Origin of the sequence: Novosphingobium organovorum, assembly GCF_022832435.1 — a bacterium.
Lineage (GTDB): Bacteria > Pseudomonadota > Alphaproteobacteria > Sphingomonadales > Sphingomonadaceae > Novosphingobium > Novosphingobium organovorum.
The window spans coordinates 1-17883 of record NZ_JALHLF010000077.1 but is presented as its reverse complement, the minus strand read 5'-3'; the positions used below and the strand labels follow the sequence as shown (position 1 = coordinate 17883).

Sequence of the window (17883 nt, the reverse complement as noted above, 5' to 3'; positions counted from 1 at the left end):
GTCAATGCGTCAATTTGTACTTGCAACGCGGGAGCCATCCACAGACGACGGTCGCTGTGAAAGCGATCCATGCCGCGACATCGGACCCGCCTTGCGCAAGCCCCCGCCAACACGTCACCGCCCGAAGGTTTCGGCGCGCGACCTGCCTGCCTTCTATGCCCGACTCAACGGTGATGATGGTGCCAGATTGAGCCACCTGGCCCTTCGCTGGACGATCCTGACGATGGTGCGCACGCAAGAGACCGATTCGCCCAATGGGCTGAGTTCGAGGATCTTGATGGCCCTGAGCCGCTATGGCGTATCGGTGCCGATCGCATGAAAATGCGCAGCGAGCACCTCATCCCCCTGCCCCGGCAAGCTATTGCGCTCCTGGAAGAAATCCACGAGCTCAACATCTTTCGAAAGGCGGGAAATCCACGGCAGGGTCGCTTCCTGTTCCCGGTTGCAGGGACGCGCAGCATGGTGATCAGCGAGAACCGCATGCTCGATATCATGTACAGGATTGGCCTGCGTGGCAAAGCGACGGTCCACGGCTTTTCGGGGCCTTGCCAGCACCGTTCTCAACGAGAGCGGCCGATTTCAGCCCGACTGGATCGAAATGCAGCTCGCCCATCAGCCGCGCGGGGTGCGCGCAGCCTATAACGCCGCGCAATATCTCACCCATCGCCGTCAGATGATGCAGTGGTGGGCCGACTATCTCGACAAGGCCGAAGCACGAGGAATGTCTGAGCGCGAGCACGTATCCAGCTCTTTTGGCTCGACCGCGCTCGAGACCTTTCCCCCGCTCAGGACGCGCAGGCGAGCCTGATCTCGCAGGTCGCCTCAAGCATCGTCGCGGAGAGAATTCGCAAAGCCGAAGGGGTCGCGCATCCAGGCCTCGACCTCGGATTCACGCCAGGCCGAGCAACGCGCAGAGATTTTGACCTGAGCCGGGAAGGCGCCAGCCTGGATCCTCCTGTAAAGCGTTGCTCGCGCACCCGGCAGCTCTTCGGTGAGACGGCGTCCGATCTGGTTCAGAACGAGCCGGACGAGTGGCTTCATGCGGCTGATGTCAGAGGGCGGCACGACGAGGTAGAGCGAAACCGGGTAGCGCGCCTCGACCAGGTCGGCGATGCGTCAGTCCGAGGCAGACGTCATCGCCGAGACGATGGGGTCGCGGTAGAGCCCCAGGAAGGACATCGCGGTCGAAAGCACGCCCGACTGTTCGTTCACCGACTTGTTGAGGACCTCGCGCGCGGCCGAGGCCACCACCGGATGAACGCGCGGCTTCTTCTCGCTACCGAGATGGTTCGTCGCCATCATCGCGTGCAACGTCGCGACGAAGCTGCGCGAAGGATCGGACAGGAACATTGCAACGCCCGAGAGCGTCTTGTCCGCTTCCGCATAAAGAACATGAAGGATCGCCCCGACCAGCAAGGAGTGGCTGGTCTTTTCCCAATGCCCGCGCCGCTCCAGCGCCCCTTCGGGATCGACGAGAATGTCAGCGATGTTTTGGACGTCGCGCACTTCGAAGAGGCCGCGCCGCACCTCCAGCAACGGATTGTAGCGCGCTGAGTGGGGGTCGGTCGGGTTAAAGAGCAGGCAATGCGAGAAGCGCGAGCGCCATCCTGCCGTCAATTGCCAATTCTCACCCTTGATATCGTGGATGACGGCCGAGCCGGTCCAGCTCAGCAGCGTAGGAATGACAAGACCCACGCCCTTGCCAGACCGGGTGGGCGCAAAGGCCATGACATGTTCAGCGCCGTCACGGCGCAGATAGCCCCGGTCTAGGCGACCGAGGAAGACACCGCGGTCGGCCAGTACACCGGCCGCACGAATGTCCCGGCGCGTAGCCCAGCGCGCCGAACCATAGGTGGTAACATGGCGACGTTGGCGAGCTCGCCAGACCGACCCCGCGACAGCCGCCGCACAAGCCAACAGCCCGCTTGCAGCCGCCATTGCGCCAGCCGTTTCGAAAACTTCCGGCGCGTACGCTTCAAATTGGAACCACCAGACGAACAGAGACCAGGGCCTATAAACACGCAAACCGGCAAGATGGACCACCGGGGATCCCAACTCGGACTGGTATGCGAACTGAGCCGCAGCCCATTGGGTTGCGGCTCAGACACCACAAAGAATGACGAGAAAAACGATGGCCATCTGGCCGATCAGCAGCTTTGTCGGGGTCATGCCTGTCTCCAGAGTTCACGTACGGGTCGTGAATCTGAAACAGTTTCCCTCGAAACCCTTGGACCAGGCAGCCCTGCTGTGGGGACAGACCATACCTTTGCGGTGACGATCAACCTGCGACGAACGAGCGCAAGGCCCTGGCGCGGCAGAACACGCAATTCACTGGGCTCGGTCGCTGCGCCGCTCGATGCCGACATCAGGGATGACTGTGCAAAATATGGCCCTCCCAAGAGCTATTTGATCGTGGCCTTTTGGCATCGCAGCGCGATCAAAAAGAGCCTCACACCAAACTTTGCACGACAACCAAGTCAGCAAAAGCGCCGTTTTCCTAAAGGGTGCCAACCAGGTCCTGGTACGGACGCTATGCAAGGAGAATCCACAGGCCCATGATCACCATCATCACATTTTCGGTCAACGAGACAAAGCCCAACGGAACGTTCGAATTGCCACCGACACAAGCACACTTAAGTTCACGTTTTTGGATGTAGACCGCGTAGAATACCGAGATTGCGCCGATGGTCCCGATGGGTTTTGATGATGTGACCGCCCCCCGACGGCATTGATGTGCGAAGGTGGGTCTGGAACGATCCACACAGGAGAGCGGTCACATCACCGAAGCCTCCTCAAGCATCTTGTATTCGAAGCCCGGGATAGCATCGGCGGCACGCGAATAGTCGAGCATGTCCTCGGGATAGCCGATTTTCACTCCTGCTGACACGCGGTATGGCTTCGCCGCGAATACCCGCGAAACCGCCTATGCCGGGTTCATGGAGGATCGCGTCGGGGCTATTACGCGGAATTGGCGATCTTCGACCGCAACCTGCTAACAACCGATGCCAAACGTAAAGGCCCTGCACACGTTCGTGGGCGGCAAGCAGCGCTTAACCGTGGCCTGACACGCAAGGACTCCTACGGGGGCAATTGGTCCTGCACGTGCCGGTTCTTGGTGATTGTGAAGGCGAAAACGAACCGCGATGGATAAATTGCGAAAGGACCTCGGACAGCGAACCGACGACGACGGGGGTACGATGCGCGAACCAACTTCTGGCAAAACCGGAAACGGTGTCAACGCGGCCAGGCCGTAGCAGCGTCTGGTTATTCGCGCACCGGTGCCGCCTTGTTCGAGAGCTTCGGCGACAGTGATTCTCTGGACCTCATCGCGCAATATTCGCTGGCCTGAGCCAGCCCCCGGCATGGCGATGCGCACAAGCCAAGCCTGCTGCCGCTGTTCCCGCGAACCGATGGTGAGGGCCGCCCGATCGCCCATGTCGGACACATGGGCCGTCGCAATCCACTCTCCGCCGCGCTTCGGACCGATCCCGGCCTGGTCCAGTGGATGCGCCGCGCCAATCGCGCGCGCCTCCCCGGCTAAGGTCAGGGCAACAGCGCGACCGCCTCGATCTCCACCAGCGCGCCGGACAGCGCCAGGCCGCTGATCACCGTCGAACGGGTGGGATAGGGATCGGCGAAGCGCGCCGCATAGGCTTCGTTGAACGCGGAGAAGTCTTCCGTCCGTGTCAGCCAGACCCCGGTCCGGACGACATCCCCGAGCCCCAGACCGTATGGTTCGAGGTGCCGGGCAATCGCATTGATGGCAAGGTCGGTCTGAACCGCGACATCGCCATCGGCAAGCTTGCCCTCAATAATGGCGAGCTGGCCGGAGACGAACACGAAAGGGCCCGCCTTGCGCGTCACCGAAAGCGGCAGGCTGGACGGAACTGTCATACCGTATTTCCTTCTTTTTCTGTAACATCGGGCCAATGCGCCCGGATAACCGGTCGGTCTATCGCAAAGGCCGAATTGCCGACGATAAGGCGCAGGCGCCGATAGGGCATCTGCGCCAGATCGACATTGAGCGAGCCCGGCGCATTGCAATAGATCGTGCGGCGCGCCAGCGGATCGAAGCGCGCGCGAAAGTGCTGGCTGGACTTGACGACGACGATGTCCTTGCTCGCCGGATCGATCCCCATCTGCGTAAAGCACTCGGGCGAGAAGACCTGCTGGCGGATCGAATTGACGACGATCTCGATCCCGCCCACGCGCAGCGCCACGGCCAGGCCCAGCGGCGCGCTGGGAACATCGGAGAAGAAGCACTGACAGGCATCCTCGCGCACGCACAGTACCTGCGCCTCAAGATCAACCGGCGGGCCGGACAGTGGCCCGACCTTGCCACCGATGCGCAGCATGAGCCGAGCGCCGACACCGGCATCGGCGGCGAGGCGGGCCGCCTGAGGATCCCAGATCATGCCCAGCGCGGCATTGCGACAATCGCGCGCGACCAGTTCGTGCAACAGGTAGGTGCTGTCGCAAGCCGCGCCGCCGCCCGGATTGTCCGAACTGTCCGCAATAACGACCGGCCCGTTTCCCGGCGCGCTCGCCAGTGCATCGCCGACAGCCTCGACGACGACCAGACGCTCGACCGGCGCGCCGGTTACGATGGCGCGGAAGCGCGCGGCGATGTCATCCGCGACGGCATCGGCCTCGGCGGGGGACAGGTCCTGCGAAACAACGATTACGCTGCCTCCCGTCGCTTCCCAATCGGCCCAGGGAAAGCCATGCATCAGGGTAACGGAGCGAATACCTGAGCCCTGCGCCTGCTCAAGCGACTGCAGGTAGGCCACGAGTTCGCGCATCGGCGCCTCGGTCGTCCCTTGCAGGCTGAGCGAGGGGATCGTGCGCAAGGTACTGGCGAAAGACACGTCGCCAGGCGCCGCTTCGCAAAGCAGAGCGTGAAGTTCGACCGCCCGTTCACGGTAATCGGTATGCGGATATTCCTTTACCCCGACCAGCACCGCGCCGCTTTCGATCATCGCCAGCGAAACGTTGCCGTGCAGGTCCAGCAGGGCACCGACCGGCACGTCCGGCCCGACCACACTGCGCACCTGGGCCAGCACATCGGCTTCCGGATCGTCCGTCCCTTGCGCCAGCATCGCGCCATGCAGGTTCAGGATAACCAAGTCGACCGGTCCCGCCAATCGCAGGCTCTCCAGGATGGCATCGCGCAATTCGGCATAGACCGGCGCCGATACCGGGCCGGACGGCTGCGTCCAGAAGCATGGACCTTCCACCACCTCGTCGCCCGCCTGCCGCGCCACGGCCAGCGCGTCGCCATATCCCGGAAATTCGAGCGCCGCCGCCCGCCCCTTTTCCAGAGGCGGGCGATAGCACACGTCATCTTCGAAATTGCGCATGCTGGTCGGCAAGGGCGAGAAACTGTTGGTCTCGTGCGCCAGCCCGGCAACGAAAACACGCAAAGGCCGGTCAATACCCATCAGGCTGCGTCCAAACCCAGCGGATCGGCGACACGGGGGTGGAAGTCCAGATCGCGCTTGTTGCGATAGGGCAGGCCCACGAAGTCCATCTGGATCGCGCCGGGCGTCGCCACCGGGATGACGTGATCGGCGATGGGCCCGAAATCTGCCCGGTAGTGCTCGCTGGACTTGACCGCGACGATCCGCTTGTCTTCCAGCGTGATGCCAAGCCCCGTAAAAGCATCCCGGCCATATACCTGCGAACGCACGGACACGAGCACCACGTCGATCCGGCCGATCCGCACCCAGGCTGAAGGTCCGAATGACGACACACTGCCGGAAAAGCTCTGCTGGTGGTCTTGAACCACCTTCACCACCTCGACTTCGACGTCGAGCGGGTCTCCGGAGGTCATGCCCAGCTTGCCACCAACGCGCAGCCACACCCTTGCGCCTTCGCCCGCTTCCATGCAGACACGGACCGCGCCCGGATCGTAGATCGCACCGAACACGGCCGGCCCGATGTCCGCTTCCAGCAGCCCCTGCAGCAAGTGGGTGGTATCGCCCGGTGCGCCACCGCCGGTATTATCGGCCGTATCGGCCATGACCACTAGGCCTTCCAGCCGCCCGGCCTTGGCGATGGCATCAGGGATGGAGGCCAGTTTCGGCAGCAGGGTATCGCGCAGGGCATAGATCGTGTGCCCCAGACGCTCAGCCGTCCGCGCCGCCAGCGCCTCGTCGCCATCCGTGATTACAAGGACGCGCGTGCCCATGTCCGGGTGATCGCCCCAGGGGAAACCATGCGCTAGGCTGACCGAGAGCACGCCGGCTTCCCGCTCCGCCGCCTTGAGCGCGCGGACCACACCGGCCATCGGCTCCATCGTCGTGGGATAGAAGCCCACCATCCGGCAATCGAACATGGCCGAGACCGGCCTCGCGTCGCCCGCAGCCGCGGCAGAGCAGATCGCGTAGAGTTCGCGTGCCCTGTCGTCCCAGTCGGTGTGAGGATACTCCTTCATGATGACCACCGCATCCGCAGCGGAAACCATGCGTTGCGTCAGGTGACAATGGGGATCCAGTTCCACGCCGATCGGTACGTCCGGGCCGACGATCTCGCGCACGGCGGCGATGATGTCTCCTTCGCAATCGTCGCACCCTTCGGCGATCATCGCGCCGTGCAGGCCAAGCAGCACCATGCCGACCGGCCCAGCCGCGCGCAGATCCTCCAGGATATGGCCACGCAGCATGGCATAGACCGGCGCCACGGTCGGCCCGGCGGGCTGCGCGAACGCGGCGATGCTTTCGATCACCGCGCGTCCGTCGGCCTCGGCCAGTTCGCGAAAGAGACGCGCGGTTGAGCCCATTCCCTGCGGATCAGTAAGGCTGGCATCACGCCGGGTCCAATGGGTTTCCTCAAACGAGGCCAGCCCGGTTGGGATAGGCGCGAAGGTATTGGTTTCGGTCACCAGCGTGGCCAGGAAGGCGGGAAGCGGCGGCTGTGTGATGAGAGGCTGTGTCATTGCTGATCCTCCGGCGTATCAGACGCGTGTGAAGCGCAAGTGCCGCATGCGCGTGAAGGTTATCTCGAAGGATTTGGCGTCCGGCGCGAACGTTACCGCGCCGGCCAGCATGGAAAAGGCACCCATCGCCGTTGCACGCCAGATCGACCCGTTCAGCGGGGCAAGCGTATAACACGCCTTGCCATGACGCCCTTCGACGAACAGGCGTGGCCCCTCCTCGCCCTCAGTGATCGTTGCCCGTGCGCCGATACCTTCGGCGCGATAGACGCCGGTGCGCTCGCCCAAAGCAGCGCCCGGATCCGGTTCGACGCGCTCCATTATATCGCTCTTGCCGAATTCATGGAACGTGCCCGCGCCGTCACCCGGCGCGAAACTCGTCTGCATGAAGCGCATCGCCGGGGGAACCTGCAATACGCCCTCTTCGTCAGGCTGGACCGGGAGGCCCGGTGCGCCATCGTAGGAGAACAGTTGCATCCCGTCATTGGCGACAAGTTCGACCACCCGCCCGCTGGTGGGAGAAACGTATAGCCCTTCGACCGGCTCCGCCTCGCTTTTCTCCGGTTCCGGCGTGAGTCCCTCCACCATCAGATCGATGATCTGGTTGGATAGGTCCGCGGCACTGGCATCGGCGCGGTTGACGGCAACGGAAATGTCGAGCCCCGCTGACGGCACCTTGATCATCTGGGAATTGCCGCCAATCACGCCGCCGCCATGCTGCACCGTCGTGACCCCGCGATAGGGCACGGTCATCAGGCCGAACCCGTAACCGGTGATGGTTCCGTTGGTCAGGGTCTGCGGCTCGCGCATCAGCTTCCACGTCTCGGCGGTGCCGACGAAGGGCGCGTCCATGTGTTTGAGCCACAGCAGCATGTCATCCATCGTCGAGGCCATGCCGCCCGCGCCGGTGATCTCCATGCCCATGTGATCGCGCGTGAAGCCGCCCTTGCCATCGATCATGTGCAGCATGGCGCTGTTACCGACGAAATCGGTATCCCACCGCCGCAGCAGCGTATCGTTCATGCCGATCGGCAGGAAGATCCGATCGCGCAGCACGGTTTCCAGCGGCTGTTCGCTCAAGCGCTCGATTGCCGCGGTCAGCAGCATGTAGGCGCCGTTGTTGTAGCTCCAGTCCGTTTGCGGTGCGAAATCGACATCATCGATGGTGCGGTAGTATTCCACCATCTGCGCATCGCTCACCGGCGCGCCGGTGCCGTTGCTGAACATCGTCACGGACAGCATGTCGCGCAGACCGCTAGTATGGCCCATGAGCTGGCGCATGGTGACGCCGTGGGCCACAGGGTGGACTTCGGGAACGTACTTTTCCACCGGATCTTCGATCGAGGCGAGACCGTCCTCGCACAGCAGCATGAAGGCCAGGCACGCGAAATGCTTCGTGGTCGAGCCGATGCGCATGCGCATGGTCGGGCTCAGCAGGACCGGCAGTTCCATGCTCGCAAGGCCGAAACCCTTGCGGTAGACCGGCGTCCCGCCGATGGCCACGGCCACAGCCGCGCCCGGCTTGCTGCCCTGGTCCAGCGCGGCGAAGATTGCATCGATAGCGGCTTCGTCGAACCGGCTGTGCGTGGTTTCAAAGGTCATGTCAGATCCTCTCGTGGTATCAGTCCAGAGTTGGGGCGACTATCGGCGTCGGCCGGGGAAACGGACGATCGCGATGCGAACCAGAAGCAGAGCGCGGCGGCCAGGGCGAAGGGGACGCCAACGCCTGCCATCGCGCGGCCCAGCATGTGCTCGCCGCCCAGCCACTGGCTGACCTGCGCGACGAGCGGTGCGGAAATCGCGGTCGCCACCGCCACGCACACGACGTTGAGGCCAAACGCGAGCCCACGCAATTCATTGGGAATGCGGAAATTGATGGCGATCACCGGCACCATCATCGCCGGTGCATAGGCCAGGCAATAGATGGTCAGCAACGTCGCGAAGCCGAACACGCTCGGCGCCAATGCCATGCATGCGGCCGGCGCGCACAGCAGCGCTCCGATCGCGGCGGGCAGCATCATCCCGCTTTGACCGCCCCTGCGCCGAGCCAGTTCCGCCAGCTTGCCCGACATCAGGACGCCGATCACGCCGGTGGCGAACTGGATCGTCCCGTACCAGCCGGCAAAGTCGCCGGGCTGCAGGTCGTAAAGGCGGATCAGCGCCGGCGTCGTCCAGGTCGTGATCTCGGTGGACAGGCCGACCAGGCAGGCGAGGCCTGCATAAAGGGGCAGCAGAAAGGCGCGGTAGGACCACAGCTCCTTCAATGTGCCGCCGCCGGCCTGCTGCACTTCCTTGCGGCTGGGCTCGCGCAGCGACGCCAGTGCCGGGATCAGCAGCGTGGCCCCCAGCGCGAAGAGCACGAAGACCATGCGCCATGGCGACAGTCCGAAAAGAGCGGAAGGATCGCGCGCTGCCCATCGGCCCAGCCAGGAAAAGCCGTACCCGCCCAGGAATATGGCGGCCGCCGTCCCAAGCAATTGCCCGAAGGCATATGTCGAGGTCGCCATTGCGCGGCGTTCGGGCACGAAATAGTCCGAAAGCATCGAAAGTGCCGTCGGCAGGGCGATGGCACTGGCCGTCCCCATCAGCAGTTTGCCACAGACAAGTAACGCCATGCCCTGCGCGAAAGCGATCAGCAGCAGCGCGGCGACCCACATCAGCACGGCGCAAACCAGCAGGCGCTTGCGCACGATGCGGTCCGCCAGCATGCCAGAGGGCGCACTGGCGAGACCAGTTGCGATGGCAAAGACCGTGGTATTGGCCAAGCCGACCTGAACATCGCTGAGATCGAGTTCAAGTCGGATCGGCTCGATCAGCATCGGCACGAGGGCCAGGTCGATCGCGCCGACCAGCCCCACCGCGCCGAGCACGACTTGCGCGAAGCGTGCCCGGCCGCGACTGGGATAGTCCAGGGAGATGTCCGCAGCGGTCATCGTCGGTGTTCCTGCCGATGCCGTCACGTTCAAAAACGCGTCGTGGCGCTGATGCCGATCGTGCGCGGCTGGAGCAACGAGATCCGTGCCGGACCACCGTAGGCGGCCGACGAGGTGTTGGCACTCAATTGCCCCCGCACATCGAACAGATTGTGGACGTAGAGCTGCGTTTCCACCGGCCCTAGGGTAAAGCCCGCACGCAGGTCGACCACCACATAGTCCGGCAGGTTGTACTGCGGAAATCCGGTGTTGAGATCGAAGCTGGCATTACGCTTGCCGACATAACGCAGGGTACCGCCCAGCGATGGTTTCAGATCGCTGGCATTGTACGTCCAGTCCGCGTTGATGGTGCTGGTGAAGTGTGCGGAATTGGGAAGCCGGTCCCCTGACACCGCCCCCAGCGCCTCCACATCCTCGGTCAGGTAGGCATCGTTGTAAGCGAAGGCGCCGGTTACCATCAGGTTGCCGTCCGGGCGTCCGGTCAGGGTCAGTTCCGCGCCCTTGATATGGGCGGCCCCGCCATTGGCGATCACCGAAATACCGCTTACGGCCGTCGCGATCTGGATGTTCTTCCAGTCGATGAAATAGACCGAAGCATCGATGCCGAAGGTGTGATCGGGCGTTTCCGCCTTGATCCCGGCTTCGTAGCTCTTGAGCGAATCGGACTCGTAGCTTTCCTTGGCCAGATTGTTACCGGTCACCGGGTCAACCGCCTGGTAGTTCGGTCCGCCAGGGCGATACCCCGTCGCGAACCGGACATAGGCATTGACGTTGGGGCTGATCGCGTAGCGGCCGTTGGCCAGATAGGTTACGACGCTTTCGCTGGACTTGCGCTTGGCTGCCGAGCCGAGCAGCAGACCGGTGGCGATCTGTTCGAAGGTCTGGTTGTTGTGCGCATAGCGCAGGCCACCGGTTACGGCCAGGGCCGAGGTCAGATGGATGGTCACGTCCCCGAATGCGGCATATTCCTCGTAAGTGCTGGGAATATACGCGTCGGCGAGGTTGAGCGAGGTGATCGGGAGGAAGTCCGCGTCATAGGCATAGAGAACCTGATGCGATTCGCTGGTCTCGTGCGTGTAGAACCCGCCCACGAGCCACTCGATGGGCTTTTCGGACGCCGAGGCGAGACGGACCTCCTGCGTAAACTTGTCCGTGCGTTCGGTATCCGGAAAGCTGACGCCATAAGCGTCGAGCCCGATCGATTGCAGGATCGGGGCATAGAGAGACGAATAATCCGTCTGGATCGCGTTACGCACCCATTGGTAGCTGGTTACCGAAACGAGCGTCGCCACATCGAAATCATAGGAAACAGTGCCGCTTACCATCCGGAACTTTGAGTTGAACCCTTCGTCCAGCGGATGATCCTGATCCAGCGCCCCGTTCACCGCATCGCCATCGAGCGTATATTCGCCGTAGAGCATGCCATCGCGGCTGATGTTCTGGCCGAAGCCGGTCAGGCGGATGGACAGATCGTCCACGGGTTGCAGTAGCACGTCGACACGCCCGCCGTAGATTTCCGAACGATCGACATTCTTCTGGCCAGAATAGAGATTGTCGATGAAACCGCCGGTACGCGAATAGAAGCCGGTGGCCCGCACCGCGACCTTGTCCGTCACGATCGGCGAGTTCACCGTAGCGGCGACATTATAGTCCGTGGCGCCGTCATGGATCGTCCCCACGCCCACTTGCGCCGATCCGCCGAACTCGGTCAACGACGGCAGGTTGGTCACGTACTTGAGCACGCCGCCCATGGACGCGGAACCATAGAGCGTGCCTTGCGGCCCGCGCAGCACCTCGACCCGCTGCAAATCGTAGAGCCCCGCATCCAGCGCCAGCGTCGGCGCCTTGGCGAAGGACGAGCTGGAACCGTAAGGCACATCGTCGACATAGATGCCCACGGTCGCGCCGATGTCCGCACCCGCCGTCACGCCGCGCATCGTGATCGAGGTCGATCCCGGCCCTTGCGTGGTGAACTGCAGGCCCGGCACGGTATTTGCGAAGTCGGAAAACTTCGTCGCGTTGAGCTTGCTCAGATCCTGGGCGGTCACCGCGGTGACGGACTGCGGCGCATCGATCAGGCGTTCGCTGCGACGGGTCGCGGTGACCACGATCTCGGCGGCGGTTCCATCCGCCTCCTTGGCCTGGGCGCACAGTGGCACGGTCAGGGCGGCGAGCCCTGCTCCGGCGAGAAAGAAAACGGATGACTTCATTCGAAACGGAGCAGGCATGGATTGAACTCCCTGTTCAGCGTGACGCTTGACCGTTGATCGGTTCGTATGATGTTTCGGGTTGCGACGATGCGCCGCCGGGCGCCTGGAAGCGCGCCGGAGCCAGTTCGGCTTGGGTGACGCCCGCAGCGGCCAGAGCATCGGGAATGCCCCGACGGCGGACCAGCGATGCGGCAAGTTCGGACAGGGCAGGCGCGGTCTGGATGCCGTAGCCGCCTTGCCCGGTCAGCCAGAAGAAGCCGGGAACGCGCGAATCGTAGCCGACTACTGGCGTCTTGTCGGGCGCGAAAGTCCTCAGGCCAGCCCAGCTGTGCTCGACCCGGCGCACCGCAATATCGGCTACCTGCTGCACCCGGTCCACGGCAATGGCGACATCGAGTTCGTCAGGATAAGCGTCGTGCGGATCGACTGGTGTCTCGTCGGCGGGAGACATCAGGATCTTTCCGGCCTCGGGCTTGAAGTAGAACTTTTCGCCGATGTGGATCACCGCTGGCCACTTGGCCGAGTCAACACCCTGCGGCGGATCGACGATCACCGCGGTGCGCCGCTTCGGCTGCAGTCCCACCGGCTGCGCGCCGGCCATCTTCGCAAGGACATCGCCCCAGGCACCCGCGGCGTTGATCACGATCGGGGCGCGCAGAACGCGATCACCCGCGTGGACCGTCCAGGCCCTACCGTCGTGCATGCAACGGGTAACGGGCGAGGAACAGTGCAGCACGCCGCCATTGCCGCGCATCTGCCGCAGGAAATGCTGATGGATGGCATCGACGTCGAGATCGTAGGAATGGTTTTCCGACAGGGCGGCAACGACCACACCGGGGAATAAAACGGGCACCAGCGCGCGGACCTCGTCACCGTTGAGGGCGGTCACGAAAGGTGCGACTGAAGGCTCGGACGCGAGGGCCTCGATACCCGCCAGTTCGTCCTGTCGCGCGATATGGATGCAACCGCGCGGTGTCACAAATGCGGGTTCTTCGTCGCGATCCAGAAAGAACCCGCGGCTGGCCTGCGAAAGCGCACGAATACAGGCGTTACCGTAGATTTCGGAAAACAGCGCGGCCGACCGCCCGGTAGCGTGCATCGCCGGCTGCGGTTCCTGTTCCAGCAGCACGACGCGGTGATCGCGGGAAAGATCCGCCGCGACGCCGGCACCGGCGATTCCGGCCCCTACCACCACAACATCGTACTGCGCTTGCATCGTAGCATCCTGATTCGCTTCGCCTGCAACAGACATGTCACAAAAAATCCTGATTAGAAATTATTTTTCCATTTAGGATCGCGAAACATGCCCTTTGGACAGAATTTGCTGGACTTACAAATTCCGGCAGCCACTCCGAATTAGGCGATAAAATCAAACTAAAACAGCGCTTTATGCTAGGCGCAGAGCCCGCGTTGCACGATGTGGTGCATTGATGCTAAAGGCGGTCTTGTCTGATGAGAAAATTTCGTCCTGATCGGCAATATCGCCACAAAGGACGCGGAAAGGCTGAACATGGCGGGGCAGAGGCGGAGCCTGGGGTCCGTGATCACGGATATTCGAACGCGCAACGGCTGGACGCTCAAGGAGATGAGCCAGCACTGCGGCATACCGGTGTCCACGCTTTCGAAAGTCGAACACGACCGTCTGTCGCTGACCTACGACAAGCTCCAGCAGCTGGGCGAACGTCTCAACATGTCCATGGCCGATCTCTTCGCGGACGACACCAGCCCCTCCGCGCCTTCCCCCGTCCTGGGACGGCGCAGCATCGGCACGCTGGACAACGCGGTGCGCGTCAACACGCCCAATTACGATTACTATTACGTCTGCACCGAATTGAGGAACAAACGGATGGTCCCGGTGATCACCCGTCTCCACGCGAAATCGATCGACGAATTCGGCGAGCTTGTCCGCCATTCAGGCGAGGAGTTCATCTATGTCGTAGAAGGCGTGCTTGTGGTGCACACCGAATTCTACGATCCGATCACGCTGCAGGCGGGCGAATCTATCTACATCGATTCGGGCATGGGCCATGGCTACGTGTGCGGCGAAGGCTGCGACGAAGTGTTGACCATCGGGGTAATGTCCAGCGCGGAGGAGGACCTGTCAGCCCTAGCGCTAGGACACCATGCCGGAAAGGTTACCAGACCATCGGAGCCATCCGGGACCTGATCGGGCACGCCCAGTCGGATTCGGGCCGCCCAGCGTCGGGACACCGAATTCAGAACCTCAAAGTCAGGCCGCAGGCGATGCCCATATGGCGAGAATCAGGATTGGCCGATCCGTCATCGCCGGCGAAATCGTAGTGTGCCATGGGCGAGAAGATTCCGCCGAAATCAACCCGTCCATCGCCCAGAGAGCGGAACTGGCCCAGCGTTCGACCCAGCCCCGGTAGCCACCGTAAACGCCCGAACGCGCCGAGAGACGCCGCTCCGCGTCCTTCACGTGGGAGCACTTGATCCGCTCGTGATAGATATCGATGAAGCCCAGGCAATCCATGCGCAGCAGGGCGAAGTTACCTTGCCGGTCGCTCAATGATCAAAATTCGCGCTCCGAATGCGGATGGACCGCTATGTTGGCAAAGGCATCGGTCAATAAACGCCGCTATGCTGAGGGCGTACCTAGCGCTAAGTCTCGCCCATAGGGTTCAGCCATGTTTAAATTTCAGGCGATCAGGCCGGTTATTGGTCGCTGCGAGATGCTGGCGAATATGCGTCGACCGGCTAGTTCGGGATCCAGTGCCAGACTTTCAGCCGCAGCACCGGCAATCATCGCATCGAGAGCATTGGTGGGTCTGAGATCGCGTGCATCCAGAAGGCTCGCGGTAGCCAAGCCCGGCCAGTCCGCGACAACACGCCCCCCTCGTACCGCGCCACCGAGAAGCATCGCCACCGAACCGGTGCCATGGTCGGTACCGCCCGTGCCATTCGCCGCGGCCGTGCGACCGAACTCGGTGGCGACAAGTACGGTGGTCTTGCTCCAGTCCGCCCCCATCCCGGTACGCAGCGCCGCGACCAGCGCATCGAGCGACTTGAGCTGTGCTGCCAACCGCCCCTCCTGCGCATTGTGAGTGTCCCACCCTGCGGTCTCCACCATGGCGATGCGCGGACCTTCAGGCTTGGTCAGGAACGCCGCGGTCAGGGAACCGAGCGCCGCCGCTCCCTTTTCTTTGGTCACGCCTTCGCCGATCGTCCGGGCATCAAGCGCTGCCGACCATAGCGGATGGAGTTGCTCATCCGCATCATAGAGTTGGCCCACGCGCGCGATCAGATCGTCAGAGGGTTCATGGAAATTTGAGGGCGCGTATGAAGTCACCGGTGTGCTGCCGCGTAACGCCATCGGAATTGTCGGTGCCAGCGCGATAGCCGCTTCGTGTGGTCCTGCCACCAAACTAGCCAGCCGGTTGAGCCAGCCGTCCTTTATTGCGTAGGGCTTGCTGCCGCCGGTCTCGAGCACGTTCTGCCCGTCAAAATGTGAACGGTCGCGATAGGGGGAGGCCACGGCGTGGACGAATAGCGCCTGGTTCTCTCCGTACATTCCGCCAATCGTGGACATCGCGGGATGCAACGCAAAAGTGCCGTCGAGCTTGGTTGCCTCCGTGGGATCGATGGACAGAGCGCCGCGCAGCGCACGATAAGCCGGATCGGCATAAGGCACGACGATATTCAGCCCATCGGCCGCACCGCGTTGGATGATGAAGATGAAGCGGCGGTCCGTCGGTACGATCGCGAAGGCGATCCGCGGTACGAACGCAACACCGGCAATCAGTGCGGCCCGGCCGATGAAGCCGCGTCGATCGAGGGATCTGATCATGCTATCTCCTCAACATGTCAGGCGAAACCAACAGTAGCGCCAAAGCGGTGACGGGGCTTTCGGCCCGCGCGACCTGATCGGCCGTAGCGGCGCTCAACGATCCGGGCAGGAGCTGAGGCCCTGCCGTTCGGGCATCGATCCGATCCCCGGACCGGGCAGCCAGGCGCTGGGCGAACTCGACACGGCGAAGCAGCGCGTCGGGACCTGCCCAGCTGGCGGCAAGGTCGTCCCAACCGGCGGGTGATCCAGGCTTCCACATCGGCTGACCAAGCTGCTTGAGGATATTGACCGCCTGGTTCTGCGCCAGCGCGTCCGGCCCGAGCAAGCGCAACGAGGCGACGGTCCATTCCCAGGGAGTACGAAATTTCACAGCTTCGGGAACCCAAGCCTCGGGACTTTCGATCAGGGCGTGGTAAAGTGTGGGCAGGTCGCCCTTGCTATGCGTGAAGGTGGTGGTGAGCCTGTCAACTAGCGGTTGTGGCGGAATGTCGCCGGCGAAGTGACGGGCAAGCTTGGTCGCGATGTGGACAGCTGTTTGCGGGGCCGCGGAGAAGTCGGCCAGCGCAGCCCCCCCCTGACTGGTGCCGGACTGGTCATAAGTTCGATCCAGGATTTTGCGCTGTCCGGGCTCATGCTGGGATGGGCGAAACCGGAAGACCATCGGATCGCCGGACATGTCGCCATCGACGCCCGATGCGGTCCAGCCGGTCAGCGCGCGTGCGAATTCCGTAACGTCGGCCTGGGTATATCCCGATCGTACGCCAAGGGTGTGCAACTCCATTATCTCGCGTGCCAGATTTTCGTTGAGCCCGCGGTTGCGATTCGGGTTGCGCTTGGCGGCCTTCTCAGCCGCCGGGCTGTTGGGGCCGACTGACTGCGCCTGGTTCAGGTAGAGCAGCATGGCCGGGTGCTGTTCCACCGCCAGCAGCATGTCCTCGAATCTGCCCAGAACATGCGGCCGGATCGCATCGCGCTCGAACTCTCCGACCAGAGCCTGCATTTGGGGATTGTCGGCCGAAACACAGAAATGGTTTGACCAAAAGTGGACCATGCGTTCGACCATGGGCGCCGAAGTCGCCACCGCGCTGGCCATCCGCGCTTGGGCGGCCTGCCGATACAGCGCCAGCGCTTCCTGCATATAGTCGCGCCGCAGCGCGACTTGATCGTCGCTAGGCGGCGATTTGCTGGAAGTATTGCCAGATCGGCGGGTGGAGCTCATTGCTTGGCGCATATCGCGCCGATCGGCGAAGTACTGCGTCACCAGCCTGCCGCCGTCGGGCAAATGGGCAAAGCCTGCCGGTGCCACATCGAACCGGTCGAACTGATCGAGCAGGTAGCGCCTCGGATCGCCACGCACGGCATCGCCTTCCCCTGCTCCGAGCCCGAAGCGGTTGAGCGCAATGGTGGCAAGGCTGAGGGTCGGGCGACTCATGATGCCAGCATAGTTCCCGAGCAGACGTGGCTGATTCCTGTACGATGGGTGTGGGCTCGCCTTATTCAGGTCACCTGAGCGAATTACGCGATGCGCCGAGCTCAAGCTGTTGTCATATTAGACGCTGGGCCTTGAAGCAGCCGCTCGTATGACTGCAGAGTTGGTGTTGTCGTAAAGGGGCCAGCCAGCTAAAATCGCATCATTATTGCCAATCCATTCCGACCCATTCTAGACATTCAACGGATCCACAAGCGAACTCAAAAGCGGCCGTTCGCCAAGAACCACGGAGAGCAGTTTAAGCGCAGCTCGCGCGGCTCGCCTTTTCGATAACGAGATAGGAAGTCTCGGAGATGCGCGCGCGCGGGTGTGGGAGTGATCGAGTGGATACAGGCTCGGGCGCGATGACCACACTATTTTGGCTCCTATCGCCTCTATGAACCAACGCCACGCTTTGAAAGCGCGAGAAAATCCCAATCGAAACGGCGCAAGGCCTTGAAAAGCAAGGTTAGCGTTTTCTAATCGTAAGCGTCCGGCCTCGGTCGCGTTGCGAGGTGAGAGCGTGAAGG

General features: G+C 62.7%; 12 protein-coding genes and 4 pseudogenes. 3 read left to right on the top strand and 13 right to left on the bottom strand.

From position 1 onward, the window contains the following. Positions 1–319: pseudogene (locus tag MTR62_RS15630) on the top strand (hypothetical protein); the annotation flags it as partial. Here the strand turns inward: MTR62_RS15630 and MTR62_RS15625 are convergent. Continuing rightward, positions 292–531: a hypothetical protein gene (locus tag MTR62_RS15625; protein WP_244022603.1), complete on the bottom strand. Its 240-nt coding sequence runs from the start codon at positions 529–531 to the stop codon at positions 292–294. The pseudogene MTR62_RS15630 and the gene MTR62_RS15625 overlap by 28 nt on opposite strands. Between MTR62_RS15625 and MTR62_RS15620 the strand changes: the two genes are divergently transcribed. Continuing rightward, on the top strand, positions 512–808 hold the full coding sequence (locus tag MTR62_RS15620; protein WP_244022601.1) for a hypothetical protein: 297 nt from the start codon (positions 512–514) through the stop codon (positions 806–808). The two genes, MTR62_RS15625 and MTR62_RS15620, sit on opposite strands and share 20 nt — an antisense overlap. Positions 809–822: 14 nt before the next feature. Here the strand turns inward: MTR62_RS15620 and traG are convergent. The 9 genes and pseudogenes from traG to MTR62_RS15570 all read right to left on the bottom strand — a co-directional run bounded on the left by traG (position 823) and on the right by MTR62_RS15570 (position 13293). After that, positions 823–2169 (bottom strand): annotated as a pseudogene (gene traG, locus MTR62_RS15610) (IncP-type conjugal transfer protein TraG). Between the two features lie 361 nt (positions 2170–2530). After that, positions 2531–2695 (bottom strand): annotated as a pseudogene (locus MTR62_RS15605) (glutaredoxin); the annotation flags it as partial. 848 nt (positions 2696–3543) lie between these two features. Next, positions 3544–3894: a RidA family protein gene (locus tag MTR62_RS15600; RefSeq protein ID WP_244022599.1), complete on the bottom strand. Its 351-nt coding sequence runs from the start codon at positions 3892–3894 to the stop codon at positions 3544–3546. Then, on the bottom strand, positions 3891–5441 hold the full coding sequence (locus MTR62_RS15595; protein ID WP_244022597.1) for a M81 family metallopeptidase: 1551 nt from the start codon (positions 5439–5441) through the stop codon (positions 3891–3893). Before MTR62_RS15595 ends, MTR62_RS15600 begins: the two co-directional genes overlap by 4 nt. Beyond that, entirely contained in the window at positions 5441–6937 is a 1497-nt protein-coding gene (locus tag MTR62_RS15590) for a M81 family metallopeptidase (RefSeq protein WP_244022594.1), read from the bottom strand. Before MTR62_RS15590 ends, MTR62_RS15595 begins: the two co-directional genes overlap by 1 nt. 18 nt (positions 6938–6955) lie before the next feature. Next, positions 6956–8536, bottom strand: coding sequence for a serine hydrolase domain-containing protein (locus MTR62_RS15585; RefSeq protein ID WP_268739898.1), 1581 nt, complete (start codon positions 8534–8536; stop codon positions 6956–6958). Beyond that, on the bottom strand, positions 8533–9867 hold the full coding sequence (locus MTR62_RS15580; RefSeq protein ID WP_244022590.1) for an MFS transporter: 1335 nt from the start codon (positions 9865–9867) through the stop codon (positions 8533–8535). Before MTR62_RS15580 ends, MTR62_RS15585 begins: the two co-directional genes overlap by 4 nt. A 29-nt stretch (positions 9868–9896) precedes the next feature. After that, positions 9897–12077, bottom strand: coding sequence for a TonB-dependent receptor (locus MTR62_RS15575; RefSeq protein ID WP_244022588.1), 2181 nt, complete (start codon positions 12075–12077; stop codon positions 9897–9899). 34 nt (positions 12078–12111) lie between these two features. Beyond that, positions 12112–13293 (bottom strand): NAD(P)/FAD-dependent oxidoreductase, encoded by a 1182-nt coding sequence (locus MTR62_RS15570; protein ID WP_244022586.1) that lies wholly within the window; start codon positions 13291–13293, stop codon positions 12112–12114. Between the two features lie 324 nt (positions 13294–13617). On the opposite strand from MTR62_RS15570, the gene MTR62_RS15565 reads away from it, so the two are divergent. Beyond that, the gene (locus MTR62_RS15565; RefSeq protein ID WP_327194422.1) at positions 13618–14244 is read left to right on the top strand and encodes a helix-turn-helix domain-containing protein; all 627 of its coding nucleotides are present in this window, start codon (positions 13618–13620) and stop codon (positions 14242–14244) included. 118 nt (positions 14245–14362) lie between these two features. Here MTR62_RS15565 and MTR62_RS15560 read toward each other — a convergent pair. From MTR62_RS15560 to MTR62_RS15550, 3 genes and pseudogenes are all read right to left on the bottom strand, one after another. Then, a pseudogene (locus MTR62_RS15560) lies at positions 14363–14580 on the bottom strand (sugar phosphate isomerase/epimerase); the annotation flags it as partial. Between the two features lie 156 nt (positions 14581–14736). Beyond that, positions 14737–15885 carry a DUF1501 domain-containing protein gene (locus MTR62_RS15555; RefSeq protein ID WP_244022581.1) on the bottom strand — a complete coding sequence of 383 codons (1149 nt, stop codon included), beginning with the start codon at positions 15883–15885 and terminating at the stop codon, positions 14737–14739. A gap of 1 nt (position 15886) precedes the next feature. After that, positions 15887–17317: a DUF1800 domain-containing protein gene (locus tag MTR62_RS15550; protein WP_244022579.1), complete on the bottom strand. Its 1431-nt coding sequence runs from the start codon at positions 17315–17317 to the stop codon at positions 15887–15889. Positions 17318–17883 lie beyond the last annotated feature (566 nt).